Source organism: Phormidium sp. CCY1219 (genome assembly GCF_055795085.1).
The window spans coordinates 36,552-55,702 of record NZ_JAYFEQ010000594.1 but is presented as its reverse complement, the minus strand read 5'-3'; the positions used below and the strand labels follow the sequence as shown (position 1 = coordinate 55,702).

At 48.0% G+C, this 19,151-nt stretch carries 24 protein-coding genes; 13 read left to right on the top strand and 11 right to left on the bottom strand.

Annotated features, from left to right (window positions below):
- The first annotated feature begins 504 nt into the window (after nucleotides 1-504).
- From AC0QH1_RS16930 to apcB, 4 genes are all read left to right on the top strand, one after another.
- On the top strand, nucleotides 505-666 hold the full coding sequence (locus AC0QH1_RS16930) for a hypothetical protein (protein WP_324632403.1): 162 nt from the start codon (nucleotides 505-507) through the stop codon (nucleotides 664-666).
- A 122-nt stretch (nucleotides 667-788) separates the two neighbouring features.
- On the top strand, nucleotides 789-926 hold the full coding sequence (locus AC0QH1_RS16925; protein WP_324632401.1) for a hypothetical protein: 138 nt from the start codon (nucleotides 789-791) through the stop codon (nucleotides 924-926).
- Nucleotides 927-1,491: 565 nt separating this feature from the next.
- Nucleotides 1,492-1,977: an allophycocyanin subunit alpha gene (gene apcA / locus AC0QH1_RS16920; RefSeq protein ID WP_324632400.1), complete on the top strand. Its 486-nt coding sequence runs from the start codon at nucleotides 1,492-1,494 to the stop codon at nucleotides 1,975-1,977.
- 69 nt (nucleotides 1,978-2,046) lie between these two features.
- A complete protein-coding gene (gene apcB, locus AC0QH1_RS16915; protein ID WP_324632399.1) occupies nucleotides 2,047-2,532 on the top strand; it encodes an allophycocyanin subunit beta in 486 nt (161 codons plus the stop codon).
- On the opposite strand, the gene AC0QH1_RS16910 is transcribed toward apcB, so the two are convergent.
- The gene (locus AC0QH1_RS16910; protein WP_324632397.1) at nucleotides 2,533-2,685 is read right to left on the bottom strand and encodes a hypothetical protein; all 153 of its coding nucleotides are present in this window, start codon (nucleotides 2,683-2,685) and stop codon (nucleotides 2,533-2,535) included. It lies immediately after the preceding gene.
- A gap of 110 nt (nucleotides 2,686-2,795) precedes the next feature.
- Between AC0QH1_RS16910 and AC0QH1_RS16905 the strand changes: the two genes are divergently transcribed.
- A complete protein-coding gene (locus AC0QH1_RS16905) occupies nucleotides 2,796-2,999 on the top strand; it encodes a phycobilisome linker polypeptide (protein ID WP_324632396.1) in 204 nt (67 codons plus the stop codon).
- 227 nt (nucleotides 3,000-3,226) lie between these two features.
- Complete coding sequence (locus tag AC0QH1_RS16900) at nucleotides 3,227-4,411, top strand: FtsW/RodA/SpoVE family cell cycle protein (protein ID WP_324632395.1); 1,185 nt, start codon at nucleotides 3,227-3,229, stop codon at nucleotides 4,409-4,411.
- Between the two features lie 224 nt (nucleotides 4,412-4,635).
- On the opposite strand, the gene AC0QH1_RS16895 is transcribed toward AC0QH1_RS16900, so the two are convergent.
- Nucleotides 4,636-5,412, bottom strand: a complete 777-nt coding sequence (locus AC0QH1_RS16895) for a Uma2 family endonuclease (RefSeq protein ID WP_324632394.1) — start codon at nucleotides 5,410-5,412, stop codon at nucleotides 4,636-4,638.
- Here AC0QH1_RS16895 and AC0QH1_RS16890 point away from each other — a divergent pair.
- The 3 genes from AC0QH1_RS16890 (at nucleotide 5,402) to AC0QH1_RS16880 (ending at nucleotide 7,878) form a co-directional block, all read left to right on the top strand.
- A complete protein-coding gene (locus AC0QH1_RS16890; RefSeq protein WP_324632393.1) occupies nucleotides 5,402-5,578 on the top strand; it encodes a hypothetical protein in 177 nt (58 codons plus the stop codon). The genes AC0QH1_RS16895 and AC0QH1_RS16890 overlap by 11 nt on opposite strands.
- Before the next feature lie 41 nt (nucleotides 5,579-5,619).
- Nucleotides 5,620-6,357: a cytochrome c biogenesis protein CcdA gene (locus AC0QH1_RS16885; RefSeq protein ID WP_324632392.1), complete on the top strand. Its 738-nt coding sequence runs from the start codon at nucleotides 5,620-5,622 to the stop codon at nucleotides 6,355-6,357.
- 111 nt (nucleotides 6,358-6,468) lie between these two features.
- A complete protein-coding gene (locus AC0QH1_RS16880) occupies nucleotides 6,469-7,878 on the top strand; it encodes a cytochrome c biogenesis protein (RefSeq protein ID WP_324632391.1) in 1,410 nt (469 codons plus the stop codon).
- 100 nt (nucleotides 7,879-7,978) lie between these two features.
- Here AC0QH1_RS16880 and queF read toward each other — a convergent pair whose 3' ends face one another.
- The 8 genes from queF to AC0QH1_RS16840 all read right to left on the bottom strand — a co-directional run bounded on the left by queF (nucleotide 7,979) and on the right by AC0QH1_RS16840 (nucleotide 14,828).
- Nucleotides 7,979-8,416, bottom strand: a complete 438-nt coding sequence (gene queF, locus AC0QH1_RS16875) for a preQ(1) synthase (protein WP_324632390.1) — start codon at nucleotides 8,414-8,416, stop codon at nucleotides 7,979-7,981.
- A 180-nt stretch (nucleotides 8,417-8,596) separates the two neighbouring features.
- Nucleotides 8,597-9,649, bottom strand: coding sequence for a nucleotidyltransferase family protein (locus tag AC0QH1_RS16870; protein WP_324632389.1), 1,053 nt, complete (start codon nucleotides 9,647-9,649; stop codon nucleotides 8,597-8,599).
- Between the two features lie 101 nt (nucleotides 9,650-9,750).
- Complete coding sequence (locus tag AC0QH1_RS16865) at nucleotides 9,751-10,701, bottom strand: SMP-30/gluconolactonase/LRE family protein (protein ID WP_324632388.1); 951 nt, start codon at nucleotides 10,699-10,701, stop codon at nucleotides 9,751-9,753.
- A 40-nt stretch (nucleotides 10,702-10,741) separates the two neighbouring features.
- Entirely contained in the window at nucleotides 10,742-11,623 is an 882-nt protein-coding gene (locus AC0QH1_RS16860; protein ID WP_324632387.1) for an SDR family NAD(P)-dependent oxidoreductase, read from the bottom strand.
- Nucleotides 11,620-12,318, bottom strand: coding sequence for a glycosyltransferase family 2 protein (locus tag AC0QH1_RS16855; protein ID WP_324632386.1), 699 nt, complete (start codon nucleotides 12,316-12,318; stop codon nucleotides 11,620-11,622). Before AC0QH1_RS16855 ends, AC0QH1_RS16860 begins: the two co-directional genes overlap by 4 nt.
- Before the next feature lie 110 nt (nucleotides 12,319-12,428).
- Nucleotides 12,429-13,190 (bottom strand): glycosyltransferase family 2 protein, encoded by a 762-nt coding sequence (locus tag AC0QH1_RS16850; protein ID WP_324632385.1) that lies wholly within the window; start codon nucleotides 13,188-13,190, stop codon nucleotides 12,429-12,431.
- 15 nt (nucleotides 13,191-13,205) lie between these two features.
- Nucleotides 13,206-14,294 carry a phosphoenolpyruvate carboxykinase (ATP) gene (locus AC0QH1_RS16845; protein WP_324632384.1) on the bottom strand — a complete coding sequence of 363 codons (1,089 nt, stop codon included), beginning with the start codon at nucleotides 14,292-14,294 and terminating at the stop codon, nucleotides 13,206-13,208.
- Between the two features lie 81 nt (nucleotides 14,295-14,375).
- On the bottom strand, nucleotides 14,376-14,828 hold the full coding sequence (locus AC0QH1_RS16840) for a PqqD family protein (RefSeq protein WP_324632381.1): 453 nt from the start codon (nucleotides 14,826-14,828) through the stop codon (nucleotides 14,376-14,378).
- Between the two features lie 577 nt (nucleotides 14,829-15,405).
- Here AC0QH1_RS16840 and AC0QH1_RS16835 point away from each other — a divergent pair.
- Entirely contained in the window at nucleotides 15,406-15,576 is a 171-nt protein-coding gene (locus tag AC0QH1_RS16835; RefSeq protein WP_324632380.1) for a hypothetical protein, read from the top strand.
- Between the two features lies 1 nt (nucleotide 15,577).
- Here the strand turns inward: AC0QH1_RS16835 and AC0QH1_RS16830 are convergent, their stop codons facing one another.
- On the bottom strand, nucleotides 15,578-16,816 hold the full coding sequence (locus AC0QH1_RS16830) for a nucleotidyltransferase domain-containing protein (protein ID WP_324632379.1): 1,239 nt from the start codon (nucleotides 16,814-16,816) through the stop codon (nucleotides 15,578-15,580).
- A 495-nt stretch (nucleotides 16,817-17,311) separates the two neighbouring features.
- On the opposite strand from AC0QH1_RS16830, the gene AC0QH1_RS16825 reads away from it, so the two are divergent.
- From AC0QH1_RS16825 to AC0QH1_RS16815, 3 genes are all read left to right on the top strand, one after another.
- Nucleotides 17,312-17,908: a hypothetical protein gene (locus tag AC0QH1_RS16825; RefSeq protein WP_324632378.1), complete on the top strand. Its 597-nt coding sequence runs from the start codon at nucleotides 17,312-17,314 to the stop codon at nucleotides 17,906-17,908.
- 369 nt (nucleotides 17,909-18,277) lie between these two features.
- A complete protein-coding gene (locus AC0QH1_RS16820) occupies nucleotides 18,278-18,421 on the top strand; it encodes a hypothetical protein (RefSeq protein ID WP_324632377.1) in 144 nt (47 codons plus the stop codon).
- A gap of 55 nt (nucleotides 18,422-18,476) precedes the next feature.
- A complete protein-coding gene (locus AC0QH1_RS16815; protein ID WP_324632376.1) occupies nucleotides 18,477-18,812 on the top strand; it encodes a DUF4278 domain-containing protein in 336 nt (111 codons plus the stop codon).
- Nucleotides 18,813-19,151 lie beyond the last annotated feature (339 nt).

Here is a 19,151-nt window from a genome sequence, read left to right as displayed (position 1 = left end):
GAGCCGGATGAGGTGAAAATCTCAAGTCCGGTTCTGAAGACGAGTAGTTCTGGTGACGGAATTGCTTAGTTTAACATTTTTTCATCGCTTCGGTGCCTGCGCGGTTGGGACTATTCGGTTGCGGATCGCATCAAGAAAGAGACCTGCTATATCTAATTTTGCCAAGACCCCTCTGGAATGAGTAATTCTACTTTTGGGAGGTTGGGAGCGCTGCTAATGTAAAGAATTGTGTTTCGGGACTAGACAAATTTGCCAACCCCTGCTAGATTTAAACTATAGTTTAATAGCAACAGTTTTTTTCGATGAGAATAGTTGGATCTACTCAAGCAGCACAAATACTCGGGATTTCTTCCTCTCATATGAGAAAACTCTTATTCACTGGCAGAGTTTGCGGAGCCTTCAAAATAGGCAGAAATTGGGCAATCCCGTTAACCGACGGAATGCCGCAAGTCCGCGAAGGGACTCGCGGCCCAAAACCCCGATGGATGGACAGCTTGGCGTCAAGTGGTGACCACCTACATTCATGTCAACCGAAACGAGATTCGGCAAAATAACAAGGGAGTGGAAAAAGTTCTCCTAATTAGGGTCAAACGCGGCAACAGCGATCGGTATGGGTTGGAAGTGGAAATCGCCGGACAAGCGCCTGGTGGGGGATCGACCCGATAAGCCGAAATCTTGCGGGGCGAAGGTGTGGATGGAGACGCTTTCGCCCCGTGGAGCTATTGGGGGATTAAGCCACATCCCACTGAAATATAGCGGTTCTTATATTGTATTGATGAGGTAGAGTCTTGTTCACCGATTCGGTGCCTGCCCGGTTGGCTGAGTCAGGAATTGGCTTGCATGGGCGATATGAATCGAGTGGAATGGCGATCGCGTTTCCGGATTGGGTCAGGAGCGATCGCCTGGATCCGGTTATAGACCTGTAGGGTGGCTTTCGAGTTTGCCACCCAACCCGTGAGGTTGGTGTGATTGTCCTGAAATTCTCAAAGAATCCCTAGATCGGTTTGGGGGGATTTTATCATCGCCGGAGGGAGGGCGATCGCGATCGGGGGGGTGGGAAGGGTTGCGAGCCGCTGGTGGATCCTCTGAAAGCGTAGCAAATTGCTTATCGCCAAACAGCAATATTTCAGCTAGGTTGCCAATTTTCCCCGGAAAACATGAGTAAAAATACTCAATTTAGGGGGATTGAGGGGAAAATATGAGGATTTTTATTACAAAATGTTACGCAACTGTCGCGAAAGTAAACGTCATGCTGCAAAATATCCGTATTTGCAAAACCTGCCGAAGTCAGTGTTTTTTTGTGTCACAAGTTCCCTTACAATACTGAGGGGACATCTGGGCCAGCTCAGGAGAAAGGGACTCCGGTTTCCGATCCTGAGTGCTTAAGTAAAAAAGCTTAAAGACACAGACCCGGCCACCGAGTTGCAAAAAGCTGATTTCATAGCTTACAAATCTGGATACACTCTCTAAAGAAGTTGGAGGAAGTCGTTAATGAGTATCGTCACGAAGTCCATCGTGAATGCCGATGCTGAGGCTCGTTACCTGAGCCCAGGCGAACTGGATCGGATCAAAGCTTTCGTCACCACTGGCGAACGTCGCGTCCGCATCGCTCAAATTATGAGCGAATCTCGCGAGCGGATCGTGAAGCAAGCGGGCGACCAACTGTTCCAAAAGCGTCCTGACGTGGTGTCTCCGGGTGGAAACGCCTACGGCGAAGAAATGACCGCCACCTGCTTGCGCGACTTGGACTACTATCTGCGCCTGATTAGCTACGGTATCGTTGCGGGCGACGTGACCCCGATCGAAGAAATCGGCATCGTGGGCGTGCGCGAGATGTACAAATCCCTGGGCACCCCCATCGAAGCGGTTGCGGAAGGAATCCGCGCCATGAAGAATGTGGCGGGTTCTCTGCTGTCTGCGGAAGACGCAGCAGAAGCTAGCTCCTACTTCGACTACGTTATCGGTGCGATGCAGTAGGGCGATTCGGCACTACTACTTCGTTCAAGGCAAACCATCCCAGATTACGCAGTTTAAGGAAACATAAAGATGCAAGACGCAATCACTGCCGTTATTAACTCCTCTGACGTTCAAGGTAAGTACCTAGACAACGCCGCTCTTGACAAGCTCAAGGGCTACTTCCAAACCGGCGAACTGCGGGTTCGCGCGGCAACCACCATCAGCGCCAACGCCGCCACCATCGTGAAGGAAGCCGTTGCCAAGTCTCTGCTGTACTCTGACGTCACCCGTCCGGGTGGCAACATGTACACCACCCGTCGCTATGCGGCTTGCATTCGCGACCTCGACTACTACCTGCGCTATTCCACCTACGCCATGCTGGCAGGCGATCCTTCCATTCTCGACGAGCGCGTGCTCAATGGGTTGAAGGAAACCTACAACTCCCTGGGTGTGCCCATCGGCGCAACCGTGCAAGCCATCCAAGCCATGAAAGAAGTCACCGCCGGTTTAGTCGGTCCCGACGCCGGTAAAGAAATGGGCGTTTACTTCGACTACATCTGCTCTGGCTTGAGCTAACTATTGAGTGATGAGGTTGGAGAGTCGGAGGCGATCGCCTCTAACTTCTGAGTTGAGCGCAACTTGAGAAGGACTCAGACAACCAATTCCCCTTGTTTTGAGGTCAGGGAAGTCCAGAGTGAGTGCTAGCTCGTCAAAGGCTCGTTCAGGCATATGAATTGAGTTTTAGCGATCTAGTATTGACTCTCGACTCCCTGCCTTGAATTAAAATAGTCGCGTTCACATAAGAAATTTTTCCGAATCCAATCAGGAGAGACAATCCCATGAGAATGTTTAAGGTGACTGCCTGCGTTCCCAGTCAGACGCGGATCCGCACCCAGCGCGAACTGCAAAACACCTATTTCACCAAGCTGGTGCCCTACGACAACTGGTTCAAAGAACAGCAACGGATTATGAAAATGGGTGGCAAAATTCTCAAAGTGCAACTCGCCACCGGCAAGCCCGGAATGAATACCGGCTTAATGTAATTTTTACCCAGGCTACGAAAAAAGCTTTTACAGCTATCCATACAGAGGAAAAGGGGTCTCCAAGACCTCTTTTTGCGTTTTCAGGGGGAAAGGCGGCGGCTTGTGTGGGCAAATTACCAATTATCAATTTAAAATTATTCATTTTCAATTCACCCATTCTCAGACCATGTTGGAACGGAGAAAATTAAAATATACTGAACTAAACTTTTGCAGCGATCGCCCCTGATATGCAACGCCTACTGATTCCAATTTATGACCCCGCCGTCAAAGAGTGGGCCATCGAAGCTCGTTTGTTGCGGTGGTTGACATTCCTGTGGCTGTTTGTGGGATTGGCGGTACTCTTCTCCGCCTCCTACCCCAGCGCCAATGCCGACTTTGGCGATGGACTCTATTACTTCAAACGACAACTCATCTGGGTTGTCTTGGGTTTAGTTGGCTTCAATATTCTGGTGTACTTCCCCCTGCGCTACATTCAACGATTTGCCGATTGGGGAGTAATTATTTTCCTCGGGTTGATTTTGCTGACGATTGTCCCCGGGGTGGGTACCACCGTCAACGGGGCGACGCGCTGGCTGAAAGTCGGACCGATTCCGATTCAACCCTCCGAACTGATCAAACCTTTTTTGATTTTACAGGCGGCTAGGATTTTCGGGCAATGGAACCGTCTGCGGTGGGGGGTTCGCATCACCTGGGTATTGATTTTTGCGGCGGTACTGTTCGGCATTTTGCTGCAACCGAACCTGAGTACCACGGCCCTGTGTGGCATGAGTTTATGGTTGATTGCCCTAGGGGCGGGATTGCCATTTTATTATTTGGGGAGCACCGCCTTGGGTGGGGTGATGTTAGCCCTGATTAGTATTACCGTGAAAGAATATCAGCGACGGCGGGTGATGTCGTTTTTAAATCCCTGGTCCGATCGCTTCGGCGATGGATATCAGCTCATTCAAAGTTTGCTCGCTGTGGGATCCGGTGGCACCCTGGGCACCGGTTTTGGGCTGTCGCAACAAAAACTGCTCTACTTGCCGATTCAATATACGGATTTTATCTTTGCCGTGTTTGCCGAAGAATTTGGATTTGTCGGCAGTATGATGTTCATGCTGCTGCTGGGCAGTTATGCCACCGTGGCCCTGTTGGTGGCGTATAAAGCGCGAGAAATGGTGTTTCAGTTAGTGGCGATCGGGGCAATGGTGGTCACCATCGGACAGTCTTTGCTCAATATTGGCGTGGCAACTGGGGCGCTACCTACCACCGGCTTGCCCTTACCGTTTTTTAGCTATGGAGGCAGTTCGATGATTGCCAGTTTGATGTGCGCCGGCATGTTGATTCGCGTCGCCCGCGAAAGCAGTCAAGCTGAGGTGGTCTCCTTGCACGATCGGCGCGGATCCGCTTCGAGAAGACGCCGCCGAGGGTAGGAGGGTCTATATATTGTATTGTATTGGTGTTGTGAGACACAAATAATAAAAATCGAGGCGATCGCAGGACTTTGCCTGACAAATTATGCGATCGCCTCGGGCAAAACAATTCTCCCCATCCTTAGCATCAACGGGCTAATTTAAAGCCGACTTTTCACAGGCAGATTCGGGATGAATGGGAGAATAAAGCACCTCTCATTTCCTTGAGGTAATCGAATCCAGCATCAACTATCCGGATCCACGCCCAACTCCCGCAACCGTTGCGCCAGTTGTTCCGCACGCTGGCGCTCAGTGTCCGCACGCTGGCGCTCAGTGTCCGCACGCTGGCGCTCAGTGTCCGCACGCTGGCGCTCATCCTCCGCAAGTTCTTCGGGCCACAGGAGCAGTTCTCCCTGAGCATTCCACCAGCGCAACCAATTGCCGGTGCGGTTATCGCGGGTCCCCTCCCAGACGCCCAACTCTAATTCGAGTCCGGGAATCCAATATCGACCCGCTGCATTCGTGGTTTGAACTTGATAGCCCTGCGACTCTAAAGCGTAAACTTCTAAATGAGCGGTTTGCGGCTGAAAAATAGCATAAATCGGCACTTTAATTACCTGTTCGTAAAAATACCATTTGCCGATGCGCTGTTGAAACTCCATAGAATATTCTTCCCCATAGGTGTCGGAGAGAAATTCCATCACGATTAACGGAACCGGTCCTTCCGTGTGAGGGGTATAGCTGCGACGGGGAGCGGAATGGGGCCAAGGTTCTAGGGGACAAACGTACATCCAATCGGGAGCTTTACAAATAAAGCGGTCATTAATTGCAGCACAGAGGGCAAAATTGCTGGTAATTAAAGCCGATTCTATTAATCCTGAAGGCAGGGATTGACGCAAGGCGTTCGCTAATAAAGGATGTTCTGAATTTTCCACAGGATCGTCCGGGAGTACAAAGTCATCTGGGAGTTTGGGCCAGGTAATTTTTAATTCGGAAACAGGGGATTGAGGTATGACAGACATGGGCAACCTCGCCGGAGTATTTACAAGGGTAATGGTGTTATTTTATCGAATGGAAAGGCGATCGCAGGTCTTGATTTCTCCGAGAATTAACCGCGCCTGCATCCTCCTTGCGAAGCGATCGCCCCTGCATCGCCATCGCCCATCCCAGCACCGGATCCCCATTTAGGTTACAATTGCTTCAGATCGGGCGTTCTGCAAAACCAAAGCATGATAGATACTGTGCAAACCCAACTGTACCGACTGCAACAATTTGCCGATACCCTCGTCTCCACCCAGCTAAGTCACCTCACCTGGGTTAGCGTCGGGATTATTTTTCTCGCCGGTTTGCTCACCAGTTTGACCCCTTGCATGTTGTCCATGCTTCCGATTACCATCGGCTATATCGGCGGCTATGAGGCAAAAAGTCGCCTGCAAGCGGCCACTCAGTCCACCTGGTTTTCCCTGGGGTTAGCCACCACCCTCGCCGGATTGGGCATTCTCGCCGCTTTCCTGGGCCAGGTGTACGGACAAGTGGGCATCGGATTGCCGATTATTGTCAGCATTATCGCCATTCTCATGGGTCTCAATCTCCTGGAAGCATTGCCCCTAAAACTTCCTTCCGTTGATGGCATGGATTTTATCCCCAAAACCGTGCCTGATGGGGTGCGGTCCTATCTTTTGGGACTGACATTTGGGTTAGTAGCATCTCCCTGTAGCACTCCAGTTTTAGCAACCTTGCTCGCCTGGGTGGCGGCGACGCAAAATACCCTCCTCGGTGGCGCGCTGCTTCTTTCCTACACCGCCGGTTATGTCGCGCCTTTGATTTTAGCCGGCACCTTCACCGCTACCTTGAAAAAACTGCTGGAAATGCGCCGATGGTCCGCTTGGATTACCCCCGTCAGTGGGGCGCTGTTAGTCGGATTTGGCGTATTTTCTCTGTTATTTCGCCTCGTTCCCGTGGCGTAATAGAAAAGCGTGGCGGCGCGCAATTTGACAGGATTTCTTATTCTTCTTTTCGCGAAAGCAACAAGGTTCTACTGACCGAGTAAAGCATCACAACTAAACTAGAAAAGACTAATGACAAGTGACAATTCTTCTGTTTCTACTGTAGCGAACGGCTGGTCGAGTTTGAAGCGGTTTTTCCGCCAGCAGGTATTGCGGTTTTTGGGGGATTTGCGCTTGGCGATCGCCCTGTTACTCGCGATCGCATTCTTCAGCATCTCCGGAACCGTCATCGAACAAGGTCAATCCCTCGCCTATTACCAATCCAACTATCCAGAAAACCCCGCCTTATTTGGCTTTTTAACCTGGAAAGTGATTCTGTTCATGGGACTCGATAGCGTTTATCGCACCTGGTGGTTTTTATCCCTCCTGGTACTCTTCGGGTCTAGCTTAACCGCCTGCACCTTTACCCATCAATTCCCCGCCTTAACTGCAGCCCGTCGCTGGAAATTCTACCAGAAACCGCGCCAATTTGAAAAATTAGCCCTCAGCGCCCAAGTCAAAATCGGGACGATAGAGGGATTGGAAAACCTGTTAAAAAAACGCCGCTATCGGGTGTTTCGCGAAGGCGACGCCCTCTACGCGCGCAAAGGATTAATCGGGAAAATCGGTCCGATTTTGGTTCACGCCAGCATGTTAATTATTTTAGCTGGGGCAATTTGGGGCGCGCTCACCGGATTTATGGCGCAGGAAATGGTTCCGAGTGGGCAAGTATTTCGCGTGCAAAATATTATCGATGCCGGACCTTTGGCGGCGGCGCAAGTGCCGCAAGATTGGGCGGTGAAAGTCAATCGATTTTGGATTGATTATCTGCCCGATGGGACGATTGACCAGTTTTATTCTGACCTTTCGGTATTGGATGAAGAGGGAAACCAGCGCGATCGCACCACCATTCACGTGAATAAACCCCTGCGCTACAAAGGCGTGACCATGTATCAAACCGATTGGGGCGTTGCTGCAGTACAAGTGCAGCTTAATAATAGCCCCATTTTTCAGCTTCCAATGGCGAAGTTAAATACCAATGGAAACGGGCGATTTTGGGGCACTTGGATTCCCACTAAACCGGATTTGAGCGAAGGGGTTTCTGTGGTGGCCAAAGATTTACAGGGCACTGTATTAATTTATGGTTCTGATGGTAAACTGATTACCTCGCTTCGCACCGGAATGGCAACTGAGGTGAATGGCGTTACCCTAAAAGTTAAGGATTTAATTGGCAGCACTGGGTTGCAAATTAAAGCAGATCCGGGCATCCCGATTGTTTATCTCGGGTTTGGATTGTTAATGATGGGCGTGGTGATGAGTTATGTGTCTCATTCCCAAGTTTGGGCGCTGGAAAAAGAGGGGGAATTTTATGTAGGCGGAAAAACCAATCGCGCCCAAGTGGCATTCGAGCGCGAAGTTCTCGAAATGTTGGATAATTTAGAAAGCGGTTCCACTCCGGGAGAACCTGCGATCGCTTCTTCTCGTTTCGCCAATCAAAACTAATGTTTTTTGGGAAAAATTGTAGTTTCTTGCAGGAGGCGGAACTCGGATGGTTCGTTCCCAGCATGAGCTGGGAACGAGAAAACAGGAAATTGTATTATGATTATTCGGACTTTTGATGGCGAACTTCGATGACGGTGTGAACGTTTCCGCGTGGGTTGAAATCCGCTTTAATGGTTGCATCTAACGGGTTGCAAGCAGCCACAAAATCATCGAGAATTTGATTCACGGCTTCTTCATGGGAAATGTAGCGATCGCGGTAACTATTAATGTACAGCTTAATCGCCTTCAGTTCCACCACCCGCTCGTTAGGCACGTAAGTTAGGTAAATTGTCGCAAAATCTGGATAGCCAGAAAAGGGACATTTACAGGTAAATTCCGGCAAGGTGATGTGAATATCGTAGCGTCTTCCCACACGGGGATTGGGGAAGGTAATTAATTTACCTTCCTCAATCTCTCGTTCCCCATATTTCACCTGGGCGGTTTCCTCGGGAGTATTGCTCTGGAAAGACAACTCGGATGGCGTAGAAGAATGGGTCATTGTTTGGAATCAATCTAGAATTTGGACAGGGTGCAAGCGAGGAAGGAGAAACAAAACCGAGGGGAATTATTTCCCCACTGTCTCCCCATTCTAGTTTACCATAACCTTCTCTACGGATGGCTATCCGATAAAAGACTTTCCCCCCACGGGAGTTTTCCCCTGCAAGATTGTCACTGCAATCTAAGTCTTTAAGGTGCGGAAAAATTTTACCCAATTGACGCGGTATTCCGGCGCTCCAAACCTTCTTTGATACGTAAAATACTTGTTCAGCACTCGCTTGATTGGGGAATGAGAAGTGGAGTGCAAGCAGCGCCACTCTTGCCGTTCAAATTGCGAAGCGCTTAAGGTTTGGCTGGTGGAAACGGTGGGATTGACAAACGGTACGTGAAAGGTATCTTCAAAGGCTTTGATAAAGTTTTGCCAAGGGAGGATAAAGCGAAAGGTTTTGACGCGATCGCGCAATTCATCCCCATCAATTTCATCCCCATCCACTTGCAGGATTCTGCAAGCATCGGCTAGCCGCACTAAGGGCACCACGGGAGTTCTGGAACCGCCGGCTACGCTAATATAAAATAATCGATCCGTGGGGTGCAAAACATGGGTGAAGGTGTCACCCACTGCAGTTTTTCTGGCCCCTTGCCAAAAGGTTTCTTCCAGTGGTTCGCCAAAGGCATCCCAAAATAAATGCCAGCGCAACATTAAAGATAAATTGGATTGGGTGGTAAATTCCCAGACACAATCCGATGGAGAAAGGCGATCGGGGATGGGTTTTTTAGGTTTCCACCCCATGCGCGACAGGATTTTCATTGCGGTTATCGCATCTTCCCCGCAGACAAGTATCTCAAAGTTATGAATCGTTCGCTCTCCAATATCGGAGTAATAAAGCAAACATAAAGCAGCATCTTTGATTAAGAGACTGGGAATGCTTGCCGCTTCAAATTCTTGTAATATTTCAGTTAATTTTTTGAAAATCACCTGGTTTTCACACCAGGTTCGTCGATACACGCCTTTCAGCTTCGCCAAGGGGCGATCGCCGATATGGTATTGGGACAAATTTCGATACAATAATGGCAGCAAGCGATATGATTCCGAATCTAGGGTTTCAATATTGACTGAGGCGCTCCATTCTTCCCAGTAAGCAATCGCTTTTTCGCTGGTTTCCACAGCAGCTTGGAGCAGTCGTTTTTGCTCGAATGTGGGCTGACCCCAAATCATCGGATTTTGTTGGTTCATATTCAGTGTCCTCGATATTTTAATGGAGAAGAAATTCTGCCCATCCGGTTGCATACCGACTTCCAGATGAGGCGGAACCTTGATGTGTAATCGTTCCCATCTTATGCTGGGAGTGAGGGGAAAACTGGAATTCCTGGGGAATTGACGCGGATTTTATAGAGGGAAGTTTGAGCGGTGATATAAAGGGTTTGCCCATCGTCATCTCCCCAAGCACAGTTGCTCGGTTGTTCTGGGGTGAGAATCGTTCCTAAATGAGTGCCTTGCGGGTTAAAAATCCACACTCCAGCGGCACCGGTACAGTAAAGATTGCCTTGGCGATCGCATTTCATCCCATCGGGCAAACCGGGTTCTTTGACATTCATATCGGCAAAAATTCGACTGTTCCCTAGCTTACCATTTTCTAAAACATCAAACACGCGAATGTGACGGCGTTGGGAATCATCCACGTAGAGTGTTTTCTCATCGGGCGAAAACGCTAAACCATTGGGTTTCTCGAAATCATCGGCGACGAGGAGAATTTCGGTTTCGGTGCGATCGCCGGAAATGAGATAAACCCCTTGCATCGGTTGTTCTTGCTGTTGTGGCTCGATTCCATAGGGCGGATCGGTAAAGTAAATCGCCCCATCACTTTTGACCACAACATCATTCGGACTGTTTAATTTTTTGCCGTTAAAACTGACAGCTAATGGGGTAATTTTTCCATCCATTTCCGTGCGGGTAACGCGGCGAGTTCCATGTTCGCAGGCAATCAATTGTCCTTGTCTGTCGCGGGTTAAGCCGTTGGCGTGGTGACTGGGTTTTCTAAATACAGTGACCTCACCCGTGGCGCTGAGTTGGTAAATAATATTGGCGGGAATATCGCTAAATAAAAGCACCTGCCGTTCGCCAAACCAAACCGGCCCTTCTGTAAACTCAAATCCCCTAGCAACGCGCTGCAGTTTCGCGCCTTGGGGGAATAAACGCGCGAATTCGGGGCAGTTGCTTTGCAGTGGGGATTTAAACCGATATTGGATTCGGTTTTTCCACATTTGTTTGAGTCGAGATTTTAGCATCACAATCATCCTATTTTTTAGGGTTTGGGCAATTACCTCGTCAGTGGGGTGGATGTTCGCGAACGCGATGATTGTATAAAGATAATCCGGCATCGATTTTGAGAATCGTGCCGGTCGTAAATTGTGAGAAATAATCCGCCGCTAAATATACTGCCGCTCTGCCAATGTAACGCGGGGGAATAGAATGCCGATCCAGGACGGTATAAGGGTGCGGCAGCGGGGTGCCGTCCTCGTTTTCTGCGATCCATCCCGGCGCAATTCCATTCACCCGGATGTCATGGGGCGCAAGGTCTAGGGCGAGTTCTTTGACGATCGCTCTTAATGCGGCTTTAGAGGCACTGTAGCTCACCCAGCGGGAAATTTCCCACTGGTGTATAGAAGTGATAAATATAATCGACCCCTTCCGTTGCCGATCGCGCATTCTGTTGGCGATCGCCTGAGTTAAAAACATCGGTTCCAATACATTAGTATTAAAAGTAGCGTGCCAATCGTCCAAATTGAACTTTTGTAGTCCGATGTTCTCGATTTTCAGTCCCACATTATTCACCAGTACATCTATATCAATTTCACTGGACTCTAATTCGCGACAAAACTGGACCATTTCCTCATGCCTAGAGATATCAAACGTAAAGCTTTGAAAGTGAATTGGATAGGATTTTAATTCCGACTCTAATTGTTCTGTTTTGTTGGCAGAACGCTCAATTCCAAAGATATTGGCTCCCTGTTTCGCCATTTCCAGGGCAATACTTCTGCCAATATTACGCCCGGTGCCGGTAATCAGGACGTTTTTATTTTCTAATAGGCGATCGCTGATAATAACCCGGGGTTCCGGCGGTACGTTGAGAACTTTTGCTGACTGGGGGGAAGGATTGAGAAATCCTTTTACACCCGCTTTTAACCGCTGCTTCAAGTTAAATTTCATAGTTGCTTTTTCCCTCGACGGCGATCCAGGGATGCTTTGACAATGCGAACGTAGTCTTTTCGGAAGTCGCGATCGCGACTCCCAGTATTCGTTTGATGAATCCTGCGCCTGAGTACCAATTCAGGTAACATGGCGCTGTTTAACCCCGCTTCCATTGCTTTTAAATACCAGTCGATAAATTCCCCTAATTTCCACTGGGTATCGAACGATCCGACACGCTCAAACGCCTCGCGTTTAATCAACAAGGTTCCAGGATGATATCCCGGAATTAATTCCGGAGGACAGTAAAACTGCTGTTTGACACTTTCGGGAAGTTCGGGACTGTGAAAGTTTTTCATCTGTCCGAATACCATGTCCACTTCCGGGCGATTGGCAAAGATTTGCAGTTGACGAGTTAATTTGTCTTTCTCCCACAAATCATCTGCATCTAAAAAAGCAAAATAGTTGCCTTTGGCGAGTTGAGTGCCATAGTTGCGAGCAGTTCCCGCACCCTGATTGGGTTGAGAATAGTATTGAATGGAGTCGGAAAATTCCTGTGCTACTGCAGCACTGTTGTCGGTGGAACCATCATCAATGACCAGGATTTCAAAGGGGGGATGAGTTTGCTGCAAAACGCTGAGAATCGTTTCTTTTAAGTAGCGATCGCAGTTGTAAACCGGAATAATCGCACTCACTAAGGGTTGACTGTCGCTCATGTTAAACTCCCTGCATTCTTTGTCAGTTAATCGGTGGTTTGCAGCATCGAGTTATCCTTCATTCCCAGTTTTTTGCTTTTTCCGCCCAATTGATTGCCTCAGGTTAATAATTAATTAAATGACTGAAATCGAGGATGACTGGGATGAACGCCGAGATATTCCGATAGCGGCGGTAAATTAGTGGGTAAGCTGAGGGCAGATTCTTGGCGTTGGCGTTTGCGCTCGATGTGCTTTTTATACACTCTCAAAAACCCCAAGTCTACTAATTTTTTCCCCGCCGTCATATTTTGCTCGTGCTTGCGATAAAATAACGTGACGGTTTTGATGACTGTTTTGGGAATATTATTTTCCCAAGCTCGCAAGAAGAAATCCACATCTTCGCCATAGCGCATGGTGGCATCAAATCCGGTAAGTTTGTCGAAAACGACTCGGCGATATAGAGCGCTTCCCAAATTAATGTATTGATAGGAGACAGAAGTTTCTTGAAACTGAGACTCGGAGAGTTCGAGTTCTTGAATTAACCCTTGGGCAATTAAAATCTCGGGAAATTCTCGCAAGGGGGTGACTAATGCGTGCAAACAATTTTCAGACCATAAATCGTCCGCATCTAAAAACCCCAGTATGTCGCCGTTTGCTAGTTTTATGCCAGCGTTGCGAGCTGCAGCCGGACCGGCATTTAATTGATAAATGTAGCGAATTTTCTCCCCATATTCCTTGGCAATTTCAGCGGTTTTATCGGTAGAACCATCATCAATAACTAGAATTTCTAGAGGCTGATAATTCTGACCCAAAACGCTTTCAATGGCGTCAGCTAGATAGTTTTCTCCATTGTGAACGGGGATAATAACACTGACCAGCGGTAAGTTTTCCATCGCTTTTTACTGTATTTATTGGCTGATAAGTTGGAAAATGACTTGTGGAATTTGCTCGATTTCACTGCCTAATTGAAGTTCGTAACAGGGCACGCGATCGGCGACTTTTTTCATCATTTGGCAGGCTTCTTTTCCGGTACCGGGTAATTGAATCATCGTACTCGGAGCCAGTGCGGTTAAGGCGGTGGTGGATGAGGTGGCTTGCAATCGAGTGTCTTTGCTACCGACAATTCGGGGAATGAGAATGGCTTTGATTGGGAAAGTGGTGAGGATTTTTTCGGGAAATGCTTGATGAATAAAGTAAAGCGCTTTTTCGGTTGCGAGGCGATCGCGATTGCGAATGGCAGAAGTTAAAAAGGGCAACCGTTCTACATCATCGGCATTTTTTTTGCCCGTGTTATAAAGACTAAATACCGTGGGAGTTGGTGTGGGGGAAATCAAACAATAATCGTCACTGGCGTAAAAAAGGTTAGAATTCAAGCAGGCTAATGCTGAGGTGGATTTTCCAGAACCGCCTTTTCCGGTGAGCAAAACCCCGCCTTCGGGAAGTCCTACTGCACCGGCATGCACCAGTTGCACTTCTCGCTGACTCAACCACACATTAAAAATGGTTCGCAGGGGAGAACCGGTTTCCCAATAGGGAATTTGTTTGGCGGTGGACACCCAGTAAATCCCTAAGTTGCGATCGCGATCTAACACACTTAAAGCGTAAGACCCCCATTGAAAACTGGTATGAATGCGATCGGTATTATACCCGATAATTTCTCCCCGTTTGGGATGATAGCAATCTTTCGACCACGGGGGTGGTGGCATAACCGTTTGGGTGGATTCGCTATCCCACAAACAAACGGTCAGTTCTGGATTAACAATCGGTTCGATTTCTAAATGCCCTAATGCCGGGGTCAAATAAGGAATTAACGCCTGGCCGGCAAAACACAAGCGAATTTTATGCCCCCCTAGGTTATAAAACCGTTCCACAGGCCCTTCCGATGCCGTTTCTGCGGTTTTGTAACGCGCGTACACCGCATTAAAAAAATCTAGGGGCGCTTGTTCGTCACTGTTCAAAGAGGTGGTTTCCTGCCCTAAATCATGCTCGATCGCCATCGTTTTTTTTGCTCTATCCTTTTGAATTTTTTGGGGCTGAGCATCTCTCTCAACCCCGATTTGCTTGTGGTCCACTTTCGTTTATTGCTTGACGTTCGGCCATCCCATTTCATCCACTTCATGGATGGGATCTAGCGCTAGCAATTCTTCCATATCCGTGTATTTTTGCAGGGTAGGAATTTCAAAAGGCTGCTTTTGCGGGGGAGAAGCATTCTCCGCAGCAGGACTGGATGAAGATTCCGAGGTCAATGAGTCACTCGATGCGGGAACAATCAGTTCTTCCTGCTGCAGTTTGTCTAAAAATTCCTGAATTGAATTTTCGATTTGACCCGGTTCTCCCTCGTAGCGATTTAGGATTTCTGCTACCACTAAATTGCTGGGTGTTCCTTGGATCAGACTTTCCCAAATTTCGGCTCCGGTTGCCAGAAAACTATAGTAGTCCCCTTTGTCTAAGTTGACCACTACCACTTCTCCATCAATGGTTTCGTGAACCACTTTAGGACTGTTGACTCTGTATTTTTGCGCTACGTTCATTGTCGTTTGGCTATATCTAGAAACGATATCCGTTTGGCGATCGCTCGACCTTATCTATCGGCAAAGTATGGGTGACATCGATTGCTTATTTTCCAGCCATTTACTGCATGAGTCAAAATTGAGTTTTGCTTTAAACTGTGGGCCAATCGAGCCACTTAACCCTTACGACTTTACTATTCTGACAAAACCCGACCTCAATTTTACCTGTGTTCTACAACAGTAGATTACGGCAAAGCAGGGAAAACTACAATGCCTCGGTAACGGTTTGGGTGGATTTTAGCCAGATATATCCAAGGTCTTTCACCAAACTTAACCCTAAATTAACCTTATTTTTTCCCCTTGTCAAGGGATTTAGCCGTTTTTTTCGAGTGGATGTATCCTTCAGCCTACAATGGGATTTTTGTCACTTACTATTTTGAGTTTTTGTGTTTCAAATGCAGCAATTTTACGGCAGGAAACTCTATCCGGATAAACTCTGCTAAAACCCAGATGATAAAAGGATATCTGAGAGCATTTACCCCCCTGCTTTGAATCAAGCGGGCGTTGCTTTAATTATTGCGCTTATAAAGCAAAAAAAATGAAATGGAGAAAAATCACAGCGGGGTCAAATGGACGCGATCGCCGCGCGGTTGCTTGTCACCGGAAACCCGCCCCGAGAGCATATCTGGTTTTTCCCATAAAACCCCGCTTTCAACAATTTAAAGCGATCGCAATTCTCCCGGGTTTCATCGAACAGCGATTTGGCTAGATTAATGGCTCTGTTTTGGCATAACTTTCATAATTTGTTCGCGCACCAGTCGGTAGGGGCGCAGAAAATAATAGGGAAATCGGGGAAACTCAGCTAACGGTAACAACAACCAGTCTGATGTGGTTGGGGTGGTTGCAAGTTGGACAAAATAATTCAGGCGATCGGCAAAATGTTCTCTAACTTGCAGGTGAAATCGGGTCTGGGTGCCATCGGGTTCGGAACTGAATTGCGGGTCGAACAATTGTTGATAAACCCAAGGGACGAGGGATTTCAAGCTGGGGTCGCGGTTCAGTTTCTCTTGAATATTTTCGGGTAAATCAATTCCTAATAATTCCGACGCCAGCTTTAACCCCAATCCGAGCATTCTCTGCACTCTCTGACACCGCGCTTGTTCTTGAATTCGGTCCCAATCAAGCTCGGGGTGGCTGTGAATCAAGTATGCAATGTCGGCAATTCTAGCCAATTGCCCCCAACAGTCTTTCGTCCCATGTCCCACCAGAACAAAAAGGGTGGTTTCTGGGGAAAGACAGGGCACCTCTTGACCGGAAATCGTCACAGTTTGCAGTGTATTCCAAAAGGCTTCGGTTTCCAGGGGAAAACTAAAATATTTCGGCATAATTCCCCAATGAAGTTCCACCACCAATTTTTTTCGCCGATGAACGAACGGATAAGCGGCTTCGCGAACGAAATGATAAATATCCCGCGATCGCAAAAATTTCTCCTCCTGTTCCGCAGTCAGTTCGATCCGCTCGATTTTCATCCCATATCCCTGGGCCAACAACACCGCTTTCGCTTTCTCGATATCTTTTTCGCGAATTAACAGGTCGATATCGGTAAACTGACGCAAGGAACAATTCCCATAAGCTGAAGCTCCCAAAACCGCTCCTTTGAAAGGAACTCCAACAATTCCTTCTTTTTCAAACAACTTCAGCAGGTTTATCAGTTCCCCACTCAACAATAAACTGCGTCGGCTGTTTAGGCGAAAATCTAGGTGCAACTGCTGGAAAATTTTCGGCGGAATTCGCTCCTTTAGCGGGTTGAAACCGGCATACACCAGGGGCGTGACCCGATGGCGATTGGCTAAGTTTAATAGAGCCGGCCAATACACCGACTTTTCTAACATACGTTTCAGCTTTTCTGTTTTTTCTGACTCGGGCTGAGGACTGCTGCAAGTCAGTACAATTTCTAGTTCCGACAGATGGTTGGTGGTGAATTTTTCTAGGGTAGTGGTATGCAACATCTGATGTAAAGTGAACGTTAAATCTGAGGAAATGGTCAGCGGACTATCTTCCGGAAAGGGAGAGAATTCGGGGTCAACTGAGAGGAAGTAGAACTCTATTTTCTCTGAAAAAATCCGAACCCCTGGCGTTTCTTTATATTTTTTTTATAAACTCCCGCGACAAAAAAGTAATCTGTGAAGTAGTCGAGAGGGATTTTCACAGGGAAGCTGTTTGCTGCGACGCCGGGAGTTTCTCGTTTTTGGCTTCAGTGGGGGTCAAAATTTCACGGATTTACCAGACCCGGGGGCAAACTAGCCACGGCAACTGATAGACAATCAAGAATAAACAACCGACAATTTGTCAGTTGGCAGTAGCATTTGCCGGAGAAATTTGTGGGGATTTCTTGACGAATCGGGGTTGAGCTTGCTGTAATCTGAGGCATAGAGAAGATCGTCGCGAGCAGGAAAACACTTGCGATCGCATTGAGTCCTTCGATGATTTACCACTAAGCCACTATGCGAAATACTACAACTCCCGGCAACGCGCCGCCAACCCCACCAACCCCCCCGAGTTCCAGTCAATCCTATTCTCCGTCGGTGCCGATTTCTCTGTATCGAGAAGTGGTTGCCGAATTACAAGCGGCCCAGGAAATGCTTGACTCGCTCAATACTCAAAATCAGCAGTTAGTTAAGCAAAATCAACAAATGCGCCAAGAAATTGAAAATGTGGTGCATTCGGCAATTCATTTGCAGAAGGTGGTAGACTCCTGGGAACCGATGAAATCCGCCGGTCCGCAGGTAGCTTCCGCTCATGCCAACCTGCCAGCAGAACCCCAAGGAGCCAAACCAGCGCCCCCCCGCGCCAGCGATCGCGGTCCAGGACCGGGGGCCTCGGGTTCCCCGTTTGCGATCGACGAACTCGATCGCAATGCAGGCGGTTCGCAACCGTTGTTTACCGAACAGCGAGAAACTCGTCCGCGTACCGGTTCGAGGAAGATGCGATCGTCCGATACCAATGGCTTGTGGTTGGCGATCGCCGTGATTCTGATTGTGGTCGGTGCATTTGCCATCGGTTATTCCGTGGTCCGCCCGCTGTTAATGAAACAGCGTTGAGTTGAGCGATCGCCCTGGGATACAATCGGGGCTACACCTATCTCATGCCCTCTGGTCTGTTTATTATTGCTCAAACATAGGGGTACGGCATTGCCGTACCCCTCGCGATCGGCTTTCGGTAATTTTATACAATGCCCGAAATCCCCAAAAAACCACCTTTCCTCCCCGGCATCCCCTCGCCCGTCAATCTATCTGCAACCGCAACATTGCAGTTTGTTTATCTCGAATTTTTACGCCAGCCAACACCTGGGCAAGTTTAACTCAATCCTTACCCATCCTTAACCCACAAATGCATCTTCTCCGGTTATCATGCATTTAGTAACGAATTTTACAGAAATTTTAGGCAAATTCTGAACTGGAGGAACGGATATGAGTATGCACCAACAAGCGCGGATGCTGATTCGGCGGAATCGTCAGCAGCAGAAACATCGTCAGGATTCCATGCTCACTCGCTTAGCATCGGAAGTCAATTTATCCAAAGAAACCCCGGAAGACAACCTCCCGAATTTCTAATCATCAATGACCATTGACCAATGACAAACGACAAATGACCCGTAACAAACGACCAATGACCCATAAAAACCAATTATTTTATCGCGGTAGAAGTTACGAAACCATTGTCCCTGTATGGGATGGGGTTGAGGGGGAACTCACCGGGAATTATCGGGGTGTGAATTGGCAAATCGCTTATCCGAGACATATGGAAATTCCCCAAAAAAGCATTCAGTACAAGTATCGGGGGATTGACTATTCTCATGGTAAAGATTCGGTTGCACCTGTCAAGACTCAAGAGATTCCCAAGTTAAAATATTCACAGGGAACGATCGAGGAGGCGATCGCGCATTCCAATCCTCCTTCAGGACTTAAACTGCCTGCCGATCGCGTTATAAATTTTCAAGCATGAAACGGGAAAGCGTTTGGCGAGAACCAGAGAAACATGGCGGAAGTTAGTTAAATCACGATGGTAGCCTGCTGTAGCAACAGTCGGCTATTTATTTTAGCCTGCACGAGATGGAAATTGTCGAGCCATTGAGATAATAATTATCCTTTATAGTATTTTAACCACAGCGATCGCGGTAAAAGTGTGTCCGGCTTTACAAAAATGTTTCGGGGAAAAGGGATAGTATGGGTTGGTTGGCGGTTCATTTCCCCCGAGGGTGGCAGCATCTGCTCCACGGACAAAAAAGTAGGCAAAACCTCATTGAACCCGATTCACGACAAAGGTTGTGACGGAATGATAAAA